The organism is Streptomyces capillispiralis (genome assembly GCF_007829875.1).
In the GTDB taxonomy this organism is placed as follows: Bacteria; Actinomycetota; Actinomycetes; order Streptomycetales; family Streptomycetaceae; genus Streptomyces; species Streptomyces capillispiralis.
Map to the genome: position 1 here is coordinate 1,872,769 of NZ_VIWV01000001.1, position 19,513 is coordinate 1,892,281.

At 74.3% G+C, this 19,513-nt stretch carries 12 protein-coding genes; 2 read left to right on the forward strand and 10 right to left on the reverse strand.

The features are described from left to right. Positions 1-78 precede the first annotated feature (78 nt). The 5 genes from FHX78_RS07585 to eccD form a co-directional block, all read right to left on the reverse strand. Positions 79-549, reverse strand: coding sequence for a type VII secretion system-associated protein (locus FHX78_RS07585; RefSeq protein WP_145866694.1), 471 nt, complete (start codon positions 547-549; stop codon positions 79-81). Positions 550-801: 252 nt separating this feature from the next. After that, complete coding sequence (locus FHX78_RS07590; protein ID WP_145866695.1) at positions 802-1,110, reverse strand: WXG100 family type VII secretion target; 309 nt, start codon at positions 1,108-1,110, stop codon at positions 802-804. 92 nt (positions 1,111-1,202) lie between these two features. Continuing rightward, complete coding sequence (locus FHX78_RS07595) at positions 1,203-1,538, reverse strand: hypothetical protein (RefSeq protein WP_142192605.1); 336 nt, start codon at positions 1,536-1,538, stop codon at positions 1,203-1,205. A gap of 532 nt (positions 1,539-2,070) precedes the next feature. Beyond that, positions 2,071-3,681: a type VII secretion protein EccB gene (eccB, locus tag FHX78_RS07600; protein ID WP_145866696.1), complete on the reverse strand. Its 1,611-nt coding sequence runs from the start codon at positions 3,679-3,681 to the stop codon at positions 2,071-2,073. 44 nt (positions 3,682-3,725) lie between these two features. Beyond that, on the reverse strand, positions 3,726-5,135 hold the full coding sequence (gene eccD, locus FHX78_RS07605; protein WP_145866697.1) for a type VII secretion integral membrane protein EccD: 1,410 nt from the start codon (positions 5,133-5,135) through the stop codon (positions 3,726-3,728). A 455-nt stretch (positions 5,136-5,590) separates the two neighbouring features. Here eccD and eccCa point away from each other — a divergent pair, with 455 nt between their 5' ends. Then, positions 5,591-9,595 carry a type VII secretion protein EccCa gene (eccCa, locus tag FHX78_RS07610; RefSeq protein WP_145866698.1) on the forward strand — a complete coding sequence of 1,335 codons (4,005 nt, stop codon included), beginning with the start codon at positions 5,591-5,593 and terminating at the stop codon, positions 9,593-9,595. 118 nt (positions 9,596-9,713) lie between these two features. On the opposite strand, the gene FHX78_RS07615 is transcribed toward eccCa, so the two are convergent. The 4 genes from FHX78_RS07615 to FHX78_RS07630 all read right to left on the reverse strand — a co-directional run bounded on the left by FHX78_RS07615 (position 9,714) and on the right by FHX78_RS07630 (position 16,458). After that, positions 9,714-10,949, reverse strand: coding sequence for a S8 family serine peptidase (locus tag FHX78_RS07615; RefSeq protein ID WP_145866699.1), 1,236 nt, complete (start codon positions 10,947-10,949; stop codon positions 9,714-9,716). Next, positions 10,946-14,263: a right-handed parallel beta-helix repeat-containing protein gene (locus tag FHX78_RS07620; protein WP_145866700.1), complete on the reverse strand. Its 3,318-nt coding sequence runs from the start codon at positions 14,261-14,263 to the stop codon at positions 10,946-10,948. Before FHX78_RS07620 ends, FHX78_RS07615 begins: the two co-directional genes overlap by 4 nt. A gap of 150 nt (positions 14,264-14,413) precedes the next feature. Continuing rightward, positions 14,414-15,640 carry a ricin-type beta-trefoil lectin domain protein gene (locus tag FHX78_RS07625; protein ID WP_189908594.1) on the reverse strand — a complete coding sequence of 409 codons (1,227 nt, stop codon included), beginning with the start codon at positions 15,638-15,640 and terminating at the stop codon, positions 14,414-14,416. After that, positions 15,637-16,458 (reverse strand): type VII secretion system-associated protein, encoded by an 822-nt coding sequence (locus FHX78_RS07630; RefSeq protein WP_145866701.1) that lies wholly within the window; start codon positions 16,456-16,458, stop codon positions 15,637-15,639. Before FHX78_RS07630 ends, FHX78_RS07625 begins: the two co-directional genes overlap by 4 nt. Positions 16,459-17,008: 550 nt before the next feature. Between FHX78_RS07630 and FHX78_RS07635 the strand changes: the two genes are divergently transcribed. Further along, positions 17,009-18,049: a mannose-binding protein gene (locus FHX78_RS07635; protein ID WP_145866702.1), complete on the forward strand. Its 1,041-nt coding sequence runs from the start codon at positions 17,009-17,011 to the stop codon at positions 18,047-18,049. Between the two features lie 147 nt (positions 18,050-18,196). Here the strand turns inward: FHX78_RS07635 and FHX78_RS07640 are convergent, their stop codons facing one another. Continuing rightward, positions 18,197-19,405, reverse strand: a complete 1,209-nt coding sequence (locus tag FHX78_RS07640) for an MFS transporter (RefSeq protein ID WP_145866703.1) — start codon at positions 19,403-19,405, stop codon at positions 18,197-18,199. Between the last annotated feature and the right edge of the window lie 108 nt (positions 19,406-19,513).

A 19,513-nucleotide genomic window follows, 5' to 3' on the forward strand; every position in this document is an offset into this window, starting at 1 on the left:
GTACGGGGGTGCTGCCGGGGTTGTCTCACACGGGTGCGCCGGGCGGCCGTGGCCCCCGTCGGCGCGTGCGGCGCGGGGTCAGGAGCCTTCGGCCGGGTCGTCGGTGCTGCCGGAGGTGAGGGTGTCGACCTCGTCGAAGGTCTGGAGCAGCGTCTGGGCGTCGATCGCGCTCAGGTTCTTGTCCTTGGTCTTGTTGGCCTCTTCGATGGTCTCGGTGAGGGCCTCCTGCAGCTCCTTGAAGAGCTCCATCTGGTCGCCGAGCAGCTTGTCGACGGCCTCGGCCGCGGTGCGGATGCCCTCGATCAGCTTCGGCCCCGAGACCAGGGGCTCGGTGACCATCTTGCCGATGCGCAACAGCTGCTTGTCCTGGGCGAGGTTGTCCGGGGTGGTGTGCCCGTCGATGAGGTGGCCGAGCGGGCGGATGTGGGCGCCGTCGCCGTCCTCGCGGTGCTTCTTCGCCGCGGTGTACACCGGCTGCACCTCGTGGTCCCGGAAGTTCTCCATCTGCTTGAGGTCGAAGTGCTTGACGTCGGCCTTTTCACCGGCCATGGGACGTTCTCCTGCCGCTTGGTGCCGGACGGACGGGGTGGGGGCGGCCCGGCGGCCGCCCGGGGGACTGCAACACTGCGGGGCGCCCGGGGCCCTTCGGGCGGGGCGCCCGGGGGAGCCTGCCGGGCGGGGCGCCCCGGAACGGGGGCCGAGCCGCCCGCACGGACCGCCGTGCGGGCGGCTCGGCGCCTTCCACTCGCACGCTCCGGACGCCGGGGCCTGCTCCCGGAGCGGCGAGCGGGAGGACCGGGCCTAGCGGGCCCGCACGCTGCCCCAGTTGTCGGCGCTCCTGCGCTCGTCACGGGAGTGGTTGTCGTGGATGGTGCTGATCAGCTCGCCGTTGTCACCGAGGAGCAGGGCCATGTTCTTGGTGGCCTGGTCCCACTCCGCCTGGACCTCGCGGTACGTCTGCTGGTCCGCACCCTCCCAGGACATGACGAGCGGCTTCAGCTCGTCCTCCAGGTTGTTGAGGGTCTTGATGATCTGCTGGGTCTGGTCCATCAGCTCTTCGACCGCCTGCCGGACCTTGGGGTACTGCACGTCGATGATGCCGTCGGCCATGACGTCTCCTCTCGGGGGCCCGGGCGCGGGGCCCGGGGAAGCTCACGGGTACGGCCTCACCGCAAGGGGGCCGGCGCCGCGTGGGGGGTGGGTCAGCGCAGCGCTTCGAAGACGCCCTGGCTGGTCTTGCTGTTGAGGACCTCGGTCAGGTCCTGGTTCTCCTGCGCCAGGCGGTTGGCGGAGGTCACGTTCTCCTGGAGCGCGTCGACCATCTTGCTGATCTGGACGACGACCTTCTGCGCCTCGGCGTTCCAGCTGCGGAAGAGCTTCAGCAGGGCCTGGCCCTCGTCACCGCCCACGCCCGAACGCGCGGCGATCTCGGCGACGTTGTTCTGGATCTTCTCGACCTGGTCCCGGGCCGACTCCAGGGACGAGACGCCCCCCAAGCCCTTGGCATAGTCCGCTTTCCTCGCGGCACTGTCCGCCATGACGTGTTCCCTTCGTTCGAGCTCTCGTCGCACCGTTGCCCGCTGAGGCTAAAGAGAACCGAGGGTTCCGCGCAACGCGTGCCGGGAACATTTGAGCATCGGTCAGCCCGGCGGAATTGTCGTGTGTGGCAATGCAGTTGTGATCAGGTTGCAGGGGGATGAACACGCACGCCGGGCCGCCGCGGAAGCGCGACGTGCAGGTTCCCGGGTTCGCGCGCGATACGGGCGGAGAACGGGCACGGAAAGAGACCGAACGGTCATCGTGAAGCCCGTTTCGGGTGCGTGCGCGCCCGCCGCATTCCACGGTGCGGCCACCCGCAATTCTTGAGCTTCATTTGAGGATTCGCCTTCCCTGCCGATGCGGTTCGCCTTCCTGTCCGCGCGCACGCCGACTCCGCCGAACGGCGCCGTCGGCGCCCGAGTTCGGTCCGCGCTTATACCGCCCCGGTTCCTTTTCGCTTTCCGCGGCGCCCTTCGGGTCCCTCGCCTTGTTCCGTTCCGAAATGTCGGCTGTTCCGGAGTGCCGGCTGTGTCAGCCGCGTGAAGCGCCGCCCGCGGTGTCCGCCGCGTCCGCCGCCTCTTCCTTGTCCGCCCCGTCCGTCTTCCCGGCGGCCTCGCGCTCCTCCGCCTCGCCGTCCCCGGTCCCGCACTCGGGAGCCGTGACCCCGGGCTCCGCGGCGCCGGAGGCGGCCGCCGGGTCCAGGTCCGCGCCGGTCGGGAGGGTCGCGAGCAGGGGGGCCGGGACCGAGCCGATGTCCGCGGTGCCGTAGCCGAGCGCCTGCAGCGCGTCCTTCCCGGGGACGCGGTACTTCACCCCGTTCTCCGCCACCAGATAGGTGGTGCCGGCGTGCGCGGCGCCGCTCGCGTTCAGGGCCCGTACCAGGGCGCCGTGCCCCGGCCGTACGACCGTGGCGTCCGTGGGCACGCAGGCCTCCTCCAGCGGCTGCGCGGTGCCCTCGGACACCGCGACCGGGGCCAGCCCGGTCAGCGGGACCAGGACCGACCTGATCCGGGCGCCGCCGTCGCCGCCGTCCACCTGCGCGCAGAGCGCGGTGCCGCGCGGCGTGGACTGCGGGACCGGCGGCGCGTCCGGCAGCTCCGCGGAGCCGGCGGTGCCCGAGTCCTTCGCGCGGTGCTCGCGCAGGGCGTCCGCGCCGACCGTGCGCACCTCGGGCGAGCTGCCCTGGTAGGCCTTCTCCTGGGTGGCCGGGTCGCCGAGCACCAGGGCGGCGCCGAGCCGGGTCAGCGGCACCAGGCCGTCCTCGCGCAGCAGGTGGTAGGTGCTGCCGCCGCCGGGCACGCTGACCTTGAAGAGCTGGCCGATGCGGCTGGCCTCGCCGCCGATCTCGGGGCCCTCCTCGCCGCGCCCCGGCACCTCGGGCGACTTCAGGGCGGGTCCGGGCGCCAGCGCGTCGAGGAAGGCGGCGGAGACCGGCATCGGCCGCTCGGAGCCGTAGCCGAGGGCGTTGCGGGCGTCGGAATCGCCGTCCAGCGGCAGCCTGCTGCCCCGCCACACCAGGTACTCGGTGTCGTCGGGGCCGCTCACCAGAACGCCGCGGTCGCCGCCGATGCCGCGGGCGTCCACGGGCGCCCCGGCCACCACGGTGGTGGCGCCCGGCTTGTCCACGCCCGTGCCGGACACGGCACCGGAGGTGTCGGGCAGCGCGCCCTCGGGCCCGGTGACGCACATGTGCCAGGCGCCGTCGTCGAGCGAGCCGGGCTCGGGCACCGCGTCCGGGGCCCCGGGGATGCCGACCGGGGTGCCCACCGGGACGTCCTTCAGGGAGGGGGTGCGGACGTCCGCGGTCGGCAGCTCGGCACCGCCGATCAGCCGGGCCGAGGCGTAGTTGCGCACCGGGTGCAGGACACCGTCGGTGCCGGTCCACACGTACCGGGCGCCGGTGTCGCGGTTGACCACCAGGTGCTCCCCGTCGCGCCAGCCGTCGTTCCCGCCGGGGCGCAGCAGACCGTACACGGTGGCTCCCGCGCCGATCAGGACGGTGACCAGGACGCCGAAGACCACACCGCGGGTGGTCCGCCCGAGCGGGCTCTCCGGGGCGTCCGGGTCTGCCATCAGCAGGCCCGAGCTGAGCCTGCCCATCATGAAACTGTGGGCGTGTACCTGGTCGCGTTTGGACTGCACGGCCTCTCCTCAACTCCTTCTACGTGTCGCGGCGTCAGGGACGGTCAGCCGAACAGGCCGCGCAGCCAGCCGAACAGCCCCGCCACCCAGAGGGCGAGCGGCAGCAGCGCCACCGCGAGGCCGGTGTGCGCCAGTTCCGCGGCACGGCCCCAGTACGGCAGCACCCGGCGGCCGGGCACCGTCCAGGCGGCGACGACGAGGGCGGCCGCGCAGCCCAGCAGCACCGCGAAGACCACCACGCGCCCGTCCCCGTCGCTGTCCACCGCCCAGGCGCGGGCGAGCAGCAGCAGCCCCCAGAGGCCGGGCACCGTCAGGGTGAGCCGCTGCCCGATGTGCACCAGGCCGCGGGAGTGCAGGAGCAGCAGCAGGCTCAGCGTGAGGGAGGTCAGCACCTCGGGCAGGTTCGGTCGCTCGGTGAGCACGACCAGGGCGGCCGCGGCGACGATGCCGGTGACCGCGAAGAGCGCGGTGACCCAGCGTCCGGCCAGTTCGGTGCGCTCGGCGACCTCGTCGCCCGCGTAGGGCTCGATGCCCTCCTGGAGCTGGGCGGCGGAGGACGGCAGCGCGGGCATCCGCATGCCGGCCAGTTTGAAGGCGAACGGTGCCACGGCCCCGGCGGCGAGCGCGACCACCGTGGACACCAGCGCCGCCGCGGCGGGCACGTGCAGGCCGGTGTAGCCGATCAGCGCGCCGGCGATCGCGGTGGCCACCGAGACCACCGCGGTGGCCAGCAGGGCGGGGGCGCCGACGGCGGTGGCGGCGAGCGCCAGGACCGCGCCGCCCGCGCCCGCCGCGCCGGCCGCGAGCAGCCGCGCGCCGGCCACCCGGGCGGCGTCCGGGCCGGTCAGGTCGCCGCCGGGCAGCAGCCAGCCGGCCAGGGCCAGGCAGGGCGCGACCAGCAGGCCGAGCGCGGTGGCGGAGAGCCGGTCGCCGACCGCGCGGCTGGCCGAGCCCGCGCCGGCCAGCAGCAGCAGGCCGGTCACGGCCGCGCAGGCGGCCCGGGAGCCGCCGGAGGCGCTGGTCACCCCGGGCCAGAGCACCAGCAGGAGGGCGGCCGCCACGGTCGCCACCACGGAGCCCACCAGGAAGCCGCGGGCGGCCCCGGGGTGCCAGGTGTGCAGCCGCCGTCCCGCGGTGTCGGCTATGCCGTCCACCAGGTCGTCGAGCCGGGCCTCCGGCAACGCCTCGGTGTGCGGGCGCAGGTAGAGCACCGCGCCGTCGGCGAGCCCGGCGCGGGCCAGGGTGGTCTCCTCGTCGAGCGGGGCGTCACCGAGCCGCTGGAGCACCCAGCCGGCGTGGTCGAGTCCGGCCTCCTCGGCCTCCTCGCCCACGTAGCGCAGCAGGGTGGGCAGCAGGTCGGCGACGGGCACGTCGGCGGGCACGGCCAGGTCGACGGAGACGCTCGGCGCACGTACGGTCAGGCGGCACAGTTCGGCCACCGCGCTGTCGGTCATCAGCAGAACTCTCGGCTTCCGTGGGAGCTTTGACCGGAGGACTTCCCCCGGCGGAGGGGACGTGCGAAGAGTACGGAAGGCCCGTGCGGCCAGGAACCGGGGGGCCGGTGCGGGAATTGTGTTCCCGCGGCCGGCTGCCGCCCATCCCGCGTGGACAGGTCGCGTTCCGTGAATGCAGACTACTGCCTACGCCCGCCGGATCGTGCTGCGGACCGGACCTCTTGTCCGGTATGGAGTTCACCGTCACGGGAGTTGGCCGTCCCCCGCTATCAGCCGGAAACATTCACCCGGCGTTCACCGCCTCAGGTGGGCCTCGGAGAATCAGCGCGGTTCGGTGTTTCCCACCTCCCGCGTGCGCCGGTATTCGGTGCGGGCCGGAAAGCCACTGAAACCGGAGGTTTTGTTCCTTGAGCGTGGTGCTGTTTCGCCGGCCCGCCCGCAGGCGCGGACCGGAGATGCCCGACGGGCAATTGACCCTCCAGGAGCCGCCGGTCCTCGCCGAGACGGTGCCGGACACCTCGGCGATATGGACGTATTTGCCGATGGCGCTGATGTCGGTGTCGATGATGCTGATGTTCCTGCGCCCCGGCGGCGGGAACGGCGTCTTCATGTATCTGGCGATGGGCGTCATGGCGCTCTCCGCCGGTGCCATGCTGCTGGGGCAGCTGATGCGCCGCTCCAGCGAGCGCAAGCAGCGGCTGAAGGGCGAACGCCGTGACTACCTCCGCTATCTGACGCAGACCCGCAAGCGGGTCCGGACGACCATCGCCGAGCAGCAGCGGGCGCTCGCCTGGCGGCACCCCGAGCCCGCCTCGCTGCGCTCCCTGGCCCGCACCTCGCGGCTGTGGGAGCGCCGCCCGGCCGACGAGGACTTCGGCGAGGTCCGGCTCGCGGTCGGTGAGCAGCAGCTCGCGCTCACCCTGAACCCGGTCTCCACCCGCCCGGTGGAGGACCTGGAGCCGCTCTGCGCGCACGCCCTGCGCCGCTTCATCCGCGCCTACTCCACCATCCCCGACCAGCCCCTCGGCCTCTACCTGCGCTCCTCGGCGCGGGTGCAGCTGCGCCCGGAGGACGACGCCGCCGACGAGTCCGCCGAGCCGGGCGCCGCGCCCCTCGGCGAGAACGGCGAGACGGAGGGCGGCGACGACGCGGTACGCGCCCTGGTGCGCGCCATGATCGGCCAGCTCGCGGTGTTCCACGCCCCCGAGGAGCTGTGGATCGTCCTGTGCGTCAGTGACGAGCGGCGGCCCGACTGGGAGTGGGTCAAGTGGCTGCCGCACGCCCTCCACCCGCACGAGGAGGACGGCGCCGGCCAGGTCCGCCGGATCACCGCGGACCTCACCGAGCTGGACGACCTGCTCGGCGCCGAGTTCGCCGAGCGGCCCGGTTTCGACCCGGACGCGCGTCCCGCCCGCGACGAGCCGTACACGGTCGTCGTCCTGGACGGCGTCACCGTTCCCGAGGGGCACCGCTGGGAGGGCCACGGCTACCGCAACGCCCTGGCCCTGGACGTCTCCGGGGCGCTGCGCTGGCGGCCCGGCCGCAACACGCTGCGGCTGACCGTCGGTCCCGACCAGGTGAGCCTGGTGCGCACCGACCGCAGCCGCAAGGAGCGTTCGGTGGCGCTCGGCCGGCCGGACCGGCTCGGCCCGCTCGGCGCGGAGGCGCTGGCGCGGCTGCTCACGCCCCGCCGGATCAGCCTGGCCACCGACATCGCGCAGCCGCTGGACACCGACGTCGAGCTGACCACCCTGCTCGGCATACCCGACCTGCACCGGCACGACGCGCGCGCCCTGTTCGCGAGGAACACCGGCTCCGCCCGGCTGCGGGTGCCGATCGCGGTCGGCGTGGACGGCCGTCCGGTGGAACTCGACATCAAGGAGTCCGCGCAGGGCGGCATGGGCCCGCACGGCATGCTCATCGGCGCCACCGGCTCCGGCAAGAGCGAGCTGCTGCGGACCCTGGTCCTCGGTCTCGCCCTGACCAACTCCTCCGAGACGCTCAACTTCATCCTGGTCGACTTCAAGGGCGGCGCCACCTTCCTCGGCCTGGAGGAGCTGCCGCACACCTCCGCCGTCATCACCAACCTCGCCGACGAGGTCGCCCTGGTGGAGCGCATGCAGGACGCCCTGCACGGTGAGCTCATCCGCCGCCAGGAGCTGCTGCGCGCGGCCGGCAACTACACCTCCGCCCTGGAGTACGAGCGGGCCCGCGCCGCCGGTACCGACCTGGCGCCGCTGCCCAGCCTGTTCGTGGTGGTCGACGAGTTCAGCGAACTGCTGTCCGCGCACCGCGAGTTCATGGACCTGTTCGTGATGATCGGCCGCCTCGGCCGCTCCCTCGGCGTGCATCTGCTGCTGGCCTCGCAGCGCCTGGACGAGGGCCGCATGCACCAGCTGGAGAGCCATCTGTCGTACCGCATCGGCCTGCGGACCTTCTCCGCGATGGAGAGCCGCGGTGTGCTCGGCGTGCCGGACGCCTACCAGCTGCCCGCCCAGCCCGGCAGCGGCTATCTGAAGTCCGGGGTGGAGTCCCTGACCCGGTTCCGCGCCGCCTACTCCTCCGGTACGTACCGGCGCCGCACCGGCGCCGTGGTGCAGGCCCGGGTGGCCTCCCAGGTGGTGCCGTGGACCAGCGGCTGGGTGGTGCCGCGCACGCTGGAGGCGGCTCCCGAGCCGGAGCCGGAGACGGAGGAGACCGGCGACGAGGAGACCCTGCTCGACGTGGCCCTGGACCGGCTGCGCGAGTCCGGGCCCGCCGCCCACCAGGTGTGGCTGCCGCCGCTGGACGAGCCCTCCCCGCTGGACGCCCTGCTGCCCGGTATCGCCCCCGACCCCGAGCGCGGCCTCAGTGCCGCCGGCTGGCCCGGGACGGGCCGGCTGCGGGTGCCGGTCGGCCTGGTCGACAAGCCCTTCGAGCAGCGCCGCGACCCGCTGGTCGTGGACCTGTCCGGGGCGGGCGGTCACGTGGCCATCGCGGGCGGCTCGCAGAGCGGCAAGTCGACCCTCGCCCGCACCCTGATCACCGCCCTCGCGCTCACCCACACCCCCGCCGAGATCCAGTTCTTCTGCCTCGACTTCGGTGGCGGCGGCCTGTCCCAGCTGGCCGGGCTGCCGCACGTCGGCGGTGTCGCGGCGCGGCTCAACCCGGAGCGGGTGCACCGGGCCGTCGCCGAGGTGATGACGCTGCTGGCCCGCCGCGAGCAGTTCTTCGTGGACCACACCCTGGACTCCATGCAGTCCTACCGCCGTCGGCGGGCCGCCGGGGAGTTCCCCGACGAGCCGTTCGGCGACGTGTTCATGGTGGTCGACGGCTGGTCCACGGTCCGCCAGGACTACGACGACCTGATCCCGAAGTTCAACGAACTCGCCGCCCGCGGCCTCAACTACGGCATCCACCTGGTGATCACCACCACCCGGTGGGTGGAGCTGTCCGCGCAGGTCCGTGACCAGGCCGCCACCCGCCTGGAGCTGCGGATGGGTGACCCGATGGACTCCGAGATCGACACCCGCAAGGCCCGCTCGGTGCCGCGCAGCGGCGGCCGCGGCATCACCGCCGACAGCAAGATGCACTTCCTCGCCGGTCTGCCCCGCCTGGACGGCAGCGGGTCCCTGGAGGACCTCGGCGAGGGCGTCGCCCACCTGGTCTCCGAGGTGTCCCGGCACTGGTCCGGCCCGGCCGCCCCGCAGGTGCGGATGCTGCCGCACCGGCTCCCGCTGGCCGACCTGCCCGCGCCGGAGCCGACCGAGGGCGGCGGCATGCGCCTCGCGCTCGGCATCGACCAGGACGCGCTGGAACCGGTCTGGCACGACTTCAGCCGCACCCCGCACCTGATCGTGGTCGGTGACACCGAGAGCGGCAAGACCAACCTGCTGCGCCGCATCACCCAGGGCATCACCGCCCGTTACGCCCCCCACGAGGCGAAGATCATCGCGGTGGACTACCGCCGCACGCTGGTGGAGGCCATCCCGGAGGAGTACCGCATCGGGCACGTGATCTCCCTGGACAACCTCCAGGAGACCATCGACGGCGCGGCCCGCGCGATGAAGACCCGGGTGCCGGGCGCGGACATCGCCCCCGCCCGGATGCGCCAGTGCGACTGGTGGACGGGCCCGCGCCTGTTCATCCTGGTCGACGACTACGACATGGTCTCCGGGAACTCCTTCCAGAGCCCCTTCGAGCCGCTCTTCGAGTACCTGACGCTCGGTTTCGAGACCGGTGTGCACCTGGTGGTCGCCCGCAGTGCCATGGGCGCCGGGCGCGGTCTGAGCGACGCGCTCATCCGCCGCCTCGACGAGGCCAACAACCCCGCCGTGCTGCTGTCCTGCCCGCCCACCGAGGGCCGTCTGTTCGGCGACGCCAAGCCGATCAACCTGCCTCCGGGCCGGGCGCAGCACATCGCCCGCCGCCGGGCGCGGCTGATGCAGACGGCGCTGGTGGAGGAGAGCCGGGGAAGCTGAGGGCCGCGGGATGCGGAGCACACGAGAGCGGCGGGAGCCACCTGGGAAGGTGGCTCCCGCCGCTCTCGTGTGCGGGGCGGTACGCGCGCGGCGCCCGCCCCCGTGCCGGTCCTGAGTGTCAGTCCCCCGCGGTGCCGTCCGCCGGACGCCAGCCGCGGGCGCGGGCCCGGGGCAGGACGAAGGCGGCCCACAGGACGGCGAGGACGGCGGCGGAGCCGAGGACGACGAAGACGGTCGCGCGGTCGGCCGCCCGGTCGGCGGCGGAGGTGTCGCGGACGGTCACGGGGTCCGCGGCCCGCTCGGCCCCGGCGGACCCGCCCGGCTCGCCGAGCACCGTGGTGACGGCGGCGTACGGGTCGAGCTGGGGGATGTCGGCGGGATAGGCGGTGGCGGTCAGCCGGCGCGCGACGGCGTCCGCGGAGTCGTCGGGGCGGGCGGCGCGGACCACCGCGGCGGCACCGGCGGCGTAGGCGGTGGCCACCGAGGCGCCGGCGCCGAGGTAGTGGCCGTCGCCGCGCGGGCCGCCGGAGACCACCCCGGCGCCGGGCGCGGCCAGGTCGATGCCGGTGGTGGGCAGGGCGCTGTCCGGGCGGGCACCATTGGGCAGCATGTCGGCGACCGAGAGGACACCCGGCTCTCCGGCCGGCCAGTAGGTGCGGGAGGGGATCTCGTCGGTGCCCGTGCGGGGCGGGTCCGGGGTGGCCGCGGCGACCACCACGGCGCCCTCGCGGCGGGCCTCGGCGACCGCTTCGGTCAGCGCCTCGTCCCGGTCCGGCAGGGCCACCGCGACGGCGATCACCGAGGCACCGGCCCCGGTCGCCTCGTTCAGCGCAGCCGTGACCAGCTCGGCGCTCGGCTGCCCGCGCTCGTCGGTGCCGCGCAGCGCCAGGATCTCGGCGTCCGGGGCGAGTCCGGCCAGGCGCGGGGTGTCCCCGCCGCTCCCGGCGATCAGCCCGGCCAGGAACGTGCCGTTGCCCACGCAGTCGTCGGCGGCGGCGCCCGCGGCGGTGACCCGGTCCTCCAGACCGGCCGCGCCGGGGTCGACCCCGGTGCCGATGAGGGCGACGGTCACGCCCGCGCCGGTGCCGTGTCCGTGCAGCCGGTCCAGGTCCAGGCGCTGGCGCGACCAGTCCTGCTTCTTCGCCTTCTCGCCGGAAGCGGGGGTGCAGGCCGTCTCCTCGGCGTCCGGGTCGAGCGCGGAGGGCATGCCGGGCAGTTCCTGTCCCTTGCCGTCGGCCGCCGGCGGGCGTACGGGGGGTGCCGCCTGGACCGTGGCGGCCGTGGGCAGCAGCAGGGCGGCGGCCAGACCGGCGCCGGACAGGACGCGGGCGGCCCCGCGGGCGGGCGCCCTCATCGGCCGGCCGCCTTCGGCGCCGCGGCCACGACGTCCTCGGGGGTGAGGATGCGCAGGTCGTCCAGGGTGGGCGCGGCCAGCGAACTGAGCCGTCCCGCCTGCCGGGTGACCATCGACTCGACCACCTGGCGGGCCAGGCGGGCGTTGCCGAAGGAGCGGTCCCTGGGCAGCGCGTCGAAGTACTCCTTGAGCAGCGGTCCGGTGCCCGGCCCGCACTCGTAGCCCATGCTCGTGGCCTGGGAGCGCACGATGGTGACCAGTTCCTCGGAGGAGTAGTCGGCGAAGGCGATCCGGCGCGGGAAGCGGGAGGACAGGCCCGGGTTGGAGGCGAGGAAGTGCTGCATCTCGTCGGTGTATCCGGCGACGATGACGACGACCTCGTCGCGGTGGTCCTCCATCAGCTTCAGCAGCGTGTCCACCGCCTCCTGGCCGAAGTCGGCGCCGCTGCCGCGCGGGGTGAGGGTGTAGGCCTCGTCGATGAACAGCACACCGCCGCGGGCCCGCTCGAAGACCTCGCGGGTGAGCTGGGCGGTGTGTCCGATGTAGCGGCCGACCAGGTCGGCGCGGGCCGCCTCGATCAGCTGGCCGCGTTCGAGGATGCCGAGCTGGGTCAGGATCTCGCCGTAGAGGCGGGCGACGGTGGTCTTGCCGGTGCCGGGCGGGCCGGTGAAGACCAGGTGGTGGCTGAGCGAGGGCACCGGCAGGCCGGCGGCGGCGCGGTGGCGTGCGGTGGTGATGAGGTTGACCAGGTCCGCGACGTCGCGCTTCACCTCCGCCAGGCCGATCATGTCGCCGAGGCGGGTCAGCGGGTCGTCCCCGGGGACGGCGGTCTCGGCGGCCTTCGCGGCGGCGGTGGCGGAGACGTCCTCCGGCAGCAGCAGCCGCAGGTCGCGCTCGCCGACCTGCGCCAGGGACGCGAGCCGGACCGCCTGCCGGTCAACCATCTCCTCGAACACGCCGCGCGCGGCACGGCCGTTGCCGAAGCCGGCGTCCCGCGGCATCGCCTCGAAGTGCGCGGCCAGCGCCTCCGCGGTGCCCTCGCCCAGCTCGTACTGGTGCTGGGCGCACATGTTCTCCATGATGGCGACCAGCTCGGGCACGGAGTAGTTCTCGAACTCGACGGTCCGCGAGAAGCGGGAGGCCAGACCGGGGTTGGAGCCGAGGAAGGACTCCATCTCACGGGAGTAGCCGGCCGCGACCACCACCACGTCGTCGCGGTGGTCCTCCATCAGCTTCAGCAGGGTGTCCACCGCCTCGCGGCCGAAGTCGGCGCCGCCGTTGCCGCTGTCCGCGGTGAGTGTGTACGCCTCGTCGATGAACAGCACGCCGCCGAGCGCCCGCTGGAAGGTCTCCGTGGTCTTGATCGCCGTACCGCCGACGACCTGTGCGACCAGGTCGGCGCGGGAGACCTCCACCAGGTGGCCGCTGCGCAGCGAGCCCAGTTCGGCCAGGATCGACCCGTAGAGGCGGGCGACCGTCGTCTTACCGGTGCCGGGCGGGCCGGCGAAGATCAGGTGGCGGCTCATCGGCGGGGCGGGCATGCCGAGCTTCTCGCGGCGCTGGGCGAGCTGGGTCAGGTTGACCAGGGTGCCCACCTGCTGCTTGACGTTCTCCAGGCCGATCAGCGCGTTGAGGGCGCCGAGCGGGCCGTCCGCGCGGTCCGGCGCGGGCCCGTCGGCGGCGCCGGAGCCGGCCGGGTCGGTGTTCTCGGCGCTGCCGCTGCCCCAGGCGTCCCGCTTGCCGTTGCCGGTGCTGTTCAGGCCCTCCACGGCGAGCCGTTCGCCGGGCGCGGTCTGCACCAGGCCGCCGCCCGCGTTCTCCCGGGCGAGGCAGTTCACCAGGGAGACCGGCGCGGTGGACTCCACCCGGAAGCCGTCCTGGGCGCCGCCGGTGGCCTCGCAGCCGCTGAGCGAGGCGAGCGCCCCCTCGTGGAGCAGGTAGCCGTGGCCCTGGGGGGCGTGCACGGCGGTGCGGTTGGCGGTCAGTTCGCCGCCCGCGGCGACGACCACGCCGTCCTCGCCGGATATCTCGACGCGGAAGTCGCGCACGGTGACGTTGCCGCCGTCCTCCACGACCAGGCCGTTGGTGGCGGTGTCGGAGACCCCGCCGCCGGCCAGGTAGAGGGTGCTGCCGGAGCCCACCCGTACGCCCACGCCGTTCGGCCGGACGATCTCGCAGTCCTCGGCGCGGCCGCGGGCGTCCTTGGTGGCCGCGATGCCGTCACCGGAGGGCTCCACCAGCCGGGCCCGGCGCAGCAGCGGGTTGGCACCGCCGCGCACCAGGACGGCGGGGGAACCGCCGATCACCTCCAGGCGGTCCAGTTCCGGCGCCGAGTCCTCCTCCAGGAGCAGCCCGGTGTCGTCGCAGTCGCGGACCGTCAGTCCGGTCAGCGCCGGGGAGGCGGCCCCGGCGACGCGCAGCGCCGCGCCCTGCGCGCCGTCGATCCAGCAGTCCTCGAAGGTGCCGCGCGCCCGGTCGGTGACCAGGATGCCGTGGCCGCGGGTGCGCGAGACGCGGCAGCGGCGCAGCACCGGGTCGGTGCCCTGCGCCAGCGTGATGCCGTTGGCCGAGGCGCCGGTGACGCGGACGTCCTCCAGGGTGGTGCGGCCCGAGCTGCTCAGGTGCACGCCGGTGCCGGTGTCGTGCACCACGGTGCGCACCACCGTCAGGGAGCAGTTCTGCTCCAGGGCGATGGAGGGCTTGTCGGTGGAGGAGACGTCGCAGTCCTCGACGCTGCCGCGGGAGTCGCCGTTGGCGAGCAGTCCGTTGCCGCGGGCGTCGCGCACGGTGCAGCCGCGCATGCTCGCCTCGCCCTGTTCGGCGAGGACCAGGCCGCTGGTGCCCAGGTGTTCGAGGGTGCAGGACTCCACGGTGGTGGGTGTGTTCGAGGTGACCACGATGCCCGCGCCCTGCGGGTTGCTCACCCGGCAGTCCCGCAGCGCGAGCGAGCCGGTGCCGCCGGCGAGCATCGCGGTCCAGGCGGCGCCGACCACCTCGCAGCCGTCGAACGCGGCCTGTCCGCGCCGCACGTCGACCGCGGGCAGCTCGGCGTCGCCGCCGCGCAGGGTCAGTTCGGACAGCATCACCGCGTCGGCGCGCAGCGCGAGCACGCTGCCCGTGCGCGGCCGGATCTCCACGGTGCCCCGCCCTTCGGCGGCGGTGAGGGTCACCCTGGTGTTGATCACCAGGTTCTCGGCGTACGTCCCGGGCCGGACGCTGATGAGCGCGCCGGTACGGGCAGCAGCGAGTGCCTCACCGATCGTCCGGTAGCGGTCCCGGTCCCCGGGCCCTACCGTCAGTACCTGGCGCGACACGCACCAACCTCCTTGCCACGACGGCGTCTTCAGCGGGCGCCCCCGGGCTTCGGGGGCGGATGTCGGCGAGCCGACGGTGCCATCATGCCTCGCCCATCGGGCGGGCGGATGCCGGGAGGGGGGTCCCGGTGGGTTCGGCGGGGCGTCCGGTCAGACGCTCCACTTCTGGTTGTCGGTGCCCAGGCAGGTCCACAGGTGCAGCCAGGCCCCGTTGCCGGAGTTGTTGTCCTTGATGTCGACGCACATGCCGACGACCGTGTTGACCAGGTCGTGGCGTTCGTTGAGGACGAACTGCTGGGCGTCGTTGCCGTTGCACCAGGTGATCTGGATGGGCGTGCCGTTGTTGAAGTCGGCGTTGGCCACGTCCAGGCACTTGTCCGCGATGCGGATGGTGCCGTCGGAGGCGAACTGCAGCTTCTGCGCGGCGGTGTTGTTGCAGTCCCACACCCACAGTTGCTGGCCGTCGCCGAAGTTGCCGTCCGGTACGTCGAGACAGCGGCCCGAGAGGTGGCTGCGCAGGGAGACGGGGGCGCTGAAGGTGACGGCCGTGGAGGGCGGTGCGGGCTTGTCCTTGTCGCCGCCGTCCGCCGATCCGCCGCTCCTGCCGTCCGGCTCGTCCTTCTTGCCGGAGTCCTTCTTCGGCTCGTCCTCGTCCTTGTCCTTCTCCTCGGCGGGAGGGGACGCGGGAGCCTTCCGTACCGGCTCCTCCGGCTTCTCGGACTTCTCGGTCTTCTTCCCGTCGTCGTCCGAGGGGCCGGTGCTGGGTTCGGTGACGGCGAAGTCGCCGGGTGTCTCCTGCCCGTCCCCGCCGAGTACGGTGCCGGCCGCCGCCGAGGAGGTCCTGGGGCCCTTGTCGTCGTTGCCGCCGAGCAGCAGGAACGGCACCGACACGAGCAGCGCACCGGCGACCGCGGCGCCGCTCAGGACGGCCTTGCCGGGCCGTCCCACCGGTCCGGTCCGCGGCTGCGGCCGGTCGATCGCGGTCGCGGTCATGGTGCGTACGAGGGCGGGCAGCCGGCTCTTGGCGGCCGCGGCGGCGCCGGGGTCGGCCTCGTTCTCCGCTTCGGCCCCGGTCCGGCCGCCGGGGGCGGCCGCGGTGGCGGGCCCGGTGCCGGCGTCCGTGCCGGGGGCGGTGGCCGCGGCGTCCGGCGCGGGCGTCTCCTCGGCCCCGGACGGCTTCGTACCGCTCCCGGCCTCGGAGGACTTCGCCTCCGTGGGCCCGGCGGCGGGCCGGGGCTGCCGGCCGGTCTCCGTCTGGGCCTCGGCCCGCGGCCCTGAGGTGGTGGCGGCCACGGCGGCGGCCGCGGCCGTCTTCTCGCCGTCGGATCCGGATTCCGCTCCCGGGGAGGCGGGGGGTTGCTGGGCCGAACGCGTCACGGGGTCCTCCCTGCGGTGTGGGGCGAGAATTCAGGAGAGCTGCCGGCGGGGCCGGCGGTGGGGACCTCGGCCGCCGGGCCGGTACGGTCCGCCGTACCGGAGGGCGCGCCGGAACCCTCCTGTGCCGTGGCGTCCGCCGCGGGCGCGGTCTCGTGACCGGCGCCGGGGAGACTGTCCGCCGGGACGACCAGGGGGGCCGCGGCACCGGCGTTGACCATCAGCAGGGCGCCCGAACCGCTCAGTGAACGGGCCAGCTCCCGAGCGGGAAGTGTGTCATGCCGAAGTGCCGGGGACATGAACGCGTGTGCCGGGGAGGTGAACAACAGCGCCACCGGCGCCCCGTCCCGCCCGGCGGCGGTGAGCGGCCCGCCGTCCGGTCCGCGCACCACCGTGACCTCCGCCCCGGCGAGCGCGGCGAGCGCCTCGTCCACCGAGCCGTAGCCGGTGGCGGCGCGCTGTGCCGCGGCGTCGACCGGGTCGGTGGGTTCCGGCCAGCCGAGCATCCGGGCGGAGGGCCGGTAGGCCGGGTTGGGGCGGTAGTCGCCCACGCCGCCGTCCTCGTCGGACTGCCACTCCCCGAGCACGGCCCACTCCGGCGGCGTCCGCCGGTCGGTCCACTCCGGGTCCACCACGCCGATCCAGTGCCCCGGCGCCCTGCGCGCGGCTTCCCGCACGGCCTCGGGTATGTCGGGGGTGTCGACGGAGCCGGTGGCGGGCGGCTCGGACGCGGGGGGTCCGGCAGCGGGGGCGGGGCCCGGACCGTCAGGCGCCGCGAACACGTCGCCATGCCTGCCCTCTTGTCGTTCTCCGGGCCGCATCTCCACCTGAACTCTTGGGTCCGTACGAGGTCCTGGGTGCCGTACGCCATGACGGCACGGGCACACGCCGACACTGATCGGATCGGGGAGATCTCAGGATGCCACACCGGCCCCGTCCGTTGGTGATCGGCAAGAGTCCGTATCGGCCTCCCACGTGACCGTTTGCTGCCCGAGTCGAGAACTTTCCGGGAGCAGTGAGGCGTGGGGGGACAAAGCGCCGGGACGGGTACGGCGGACTGAGGGGATGTCAGCGCGCCGACGGGCTAAGTTGGGTATGCCATCGGACCCGTCGACGTGCAGTGCCTTCCGGCCGGACGTCCAGGCCAGGGCCGTACGGGAAGACCTCGCAGCTCGGGAAGGTGTCGGATCGGCCCGCGGCCGCCACCGCGGGGGATCACGGGGAACGCGACGCCCGCTACCGGGCAGGACCGGCTCGCCTCGACGCGGCACTCGCCCGACGCCTGCCGGACTTCACGGCGTTCGTCCGACCCGTCCGCTGCCCGGGCGTACGCCCACCACCGACAGCTCCGCCACCGAGGAGGAGTACCGCATGTCCCCCCAGCACCAGAAACCCGGCGCGAACGCGGAGGCGGCCGCCGCCCGCGAAGGGGAGGCCGGGCCCCCGCCCGAGTCCTCCGCTCCGGGCGCCGGCGCGCCGAGCGCGGCCGCCGCCCCCGAGGCGCAGGCCGCCGCCGCCCCGAAGGGGAAGACCACCACCGAGGCCGAGCCGGGCACCGCTTCAGCGGGGCGGACCACCCCCGAGGCGGAGTCCGCCGCCCCGGCCGGGGAGAGCGCCGCCCCGGCCGCCGGCTCCGCGACCACCGAGGCGCCCCGGGAGGGCGTCGCCGTGGCGGCGGCCGTCGGGACGACGCCGCCGGGCGTCAGGACCGACACCGCCGCCGACACCGGACGTCCCCGCAAGCCGGTCCTGGCGGGGGCCGCGATCGTCGGCGCCGCCCTGATCGCGATACCGCTGCTGCTGGCCGGGACCGGCCGGGACGACACTCCCCCGCAGACGGCCGGGCTGGCCGCGGAGGGATCCGACACGGTCCTGAACCAGAGCTCGGCCCCCGCCTCGCTCGGTGACTACGTGGCCGAGAAGCCCAGTTCGACGCCGAGCGAGAAGAAGGAGAAGCCGAAGAAGGAGGAGGAGCCGCCGAAGGCCGTCGTCGTCGCGCCGCCCCCGCCCGCGCCGGAGCCGGAGCCGAGCAAGACGGCGGAGAAGAAGGCGAAGCCCAAGCCGAAGCCCAAGCCGTCTCCCAAGCCGGACTGGAGCACCGAGACCGTCTACGCGACCAGCGTCCTGGAGGTCAACCAGGCCTGGACCACCAACCGCATCCGCATGGTGATGCAGACGGACGGCAACCTCGTGGTCTACAACGAGGAGCGCAAGCCGATCTGGGCGTCGATGACCTTCGGCCCGAACCACCGGGCGATCTTCCAGGAGGACGGCAACCTCGTCATCCACAACGGCGAGGACCGCCCCATCTGGGCCGCCGGCAGCTACGGCCACCAGAACGCCCAGCTGGTCCTGCGGGCCGACGCCAAGGTGGTCATCCTGCACAACGGCAACGTCATCTGGTCGACCTGACACCTCCGCGGCGGGGGTCCCCTCCCGCCGCCCGCCGGGTCACGGCCCCACGGGGGTGCGCGACGGGTTCCACGACCCGTCGGGCACCCCCGTCGGCGTGTGCGGCGCGCGCCGCCAGGGGTGGCTGACGGGGCGGGCGGCCGACCGTCAGGTCCGTCGGGGCCGCAGCACTCCGGCGAGGAGCAGGACGAGCAGCCCGGCGAGCGGCACCACGAGCAGGCCCGTGCGCAGGCCGGCGGCGTCGGCGACGAGTCCGACGACGGGCGGGGAGAGGAGGAAGCCGAGGCGCATCAGCCAGGAGACGATCGTCAGACCGGATCCGGGCCGGAGGCCCGGCAGTTCGTCGGCTTCGTGCATGGCCGCGGGCACCAGGGTGGCGACGCCGAAGCCCGCCGCGGCGAAGCCGAGGACGGTGCCCGGCACGCTCGGGACGGCCAGCGCCAGGCCCATGCCGGCCGCGGCGATCAGTCCGCCGGCGCGGGCCACCTGCCGCTGGCCGAACCGGTCCACGAGACGGTCGCCGATCAGCCGGCCGACGAACTGCGCCCCGACCAGCGCGATGAAGCCGGAGGCGGCCAGGGTCGCCGAGGCGTGCAGGGAGTCGGAGAGGTAGAGCGCGGCCCAGGAGTTGCCGGCGTCCTCGACGAGGGTGCCGGCGGTGGCGATGAGGACGAGCGCGGCCAGCACGTGGACGACGCGCCTCGGCGCGGCCGTGTTCCGGCCCCGGGAGGTGTCGTGGCCCGTGGTGTCGTCCTCGGCGGCCGGTTCGGTGTCGGGTCCGGGCAGGCAGTGGCGCAGGGCCGCGCAGGCGGCGATCCCGAAGAGCACGCCCGAGACGAGCAGGTGCTGTCCCCGGGTCAGGCCCAGTGCGATCGCGCCGGCGGCCATGGCTCCGCCGGTGACGGCGCCGACGGACCAGATGGCGTGGAGGGAGTTGATGATGCTCCGTCCGTAGCGGCGCTGCACCCGCAGCCCGTGGGCGTTCTGCGCGACGTCGGTGATGGCGTCCATGGCCCCGGCCAGGAACAGCGCCGCCGCGAACGCGGCCACGGAGTCCGCCAGGCCCGCGGCGAGGGCCCCGGCGCCCGTCAGCAGTGTGCCGGCGACCGCGACGCGCGCCGATCCCAGCCTGCGCACCAGCACCCCGGCCGCCAGGCCCGCGGCGATGGCGCCCGCCGGGAACGCGGCGACGGCCAGGCCGTAGGCGGCGTTGCCGATGCCGAGGTCCGCCTTGATCTCGGGGTACCGCGGCAGCAGGTTGGCGAAGAGGGCCCCGTTGGTGAGGAACAGCACGGCAACGGCGGCACGGGCCCGCCGGTCGGCCCGGGTGGGCCGCGGCAGTACGTCGACAGTCATGCGGAAGAGCCTACAGGTGGAGCGTACGACCGTACACTCCCCTCTCACCTGCATGCTTCCCACAGGGAAGTAATTCCCCTTGCGGGTTACCACCCTCCTGGTCCTACG

What these genes read in the sequence shown, in the direction of transcription:
- FHX78_RS07630 (WP_145866701.1), bottom strand. Translation starts at nt 16,458, where the DNA reads ATGCGGCCCGGAGAACGACAAGAGGGCAGGCATGGCGACGTGTTCGCG.
- FHX78_RS07590 (WP_145866695.1), bottom strand. Translation starts at nt 1,110, where the DNA reads ATGGCCGACGGCATCATCGACGTGCAGTACCCCAAGGTCCGGCAGGCG.
- FHX78_RS07615 (WP_145866699.1), bottom strand. Translation starts at nt 10,949, where the DNA reads ATGAGGGCGCCCGCCCGCGGGGCCGCCCGCGTCCTGTCCGGCGCCGGT.
- FHX78_RS07640 (WP_145866703.1), bottom strand. Translation starts at nt 19,405, where the DNA reads ATGACTGTCGACGTACTGCCGCGGCCCACCCGGGCCGACCGGCGGGCC.
- FHX78_RS07585 (WP_145866694.1), bottom strand. Translation starts at nt 549, where the DNA reads ATGGCCGGTGAAAAGGCCGACGTCAAGCACTTCGACCTCAAGCAGATG.
- FHX78_RS07595 (WP_142192605.1), bottom strand. Translation starts at nt 1,538, where the DNA reads ATGGCGGACAGTGCCGCGAGGAAAGCGGACTATGCCAAGGGCTTGGGG.
- eccD (WP_145866697.1), bottom strand. Translation starts at nt 5,135, where the DNA reads ATGACCGACAGCGCGGTGGCCGAACTGTGCCGCCTGACCGTACGTGCG.
- FHX78_RS07635 (WP_145866702.1), top strand. Translation starts at nt 17,009, where the DNA reads ATGTCCCCCCAGCACCAGAAACCCGGCGCGAACGCGGAGGCGGCCGCC.
- eccCa (WP_145866698.1), top strand. Translation starts at nt 5,591, where the DNA reads ATGCCCGACGGGCAATTGACCCTCCAGGAGCCGCCGGTCCTCGCCGAG.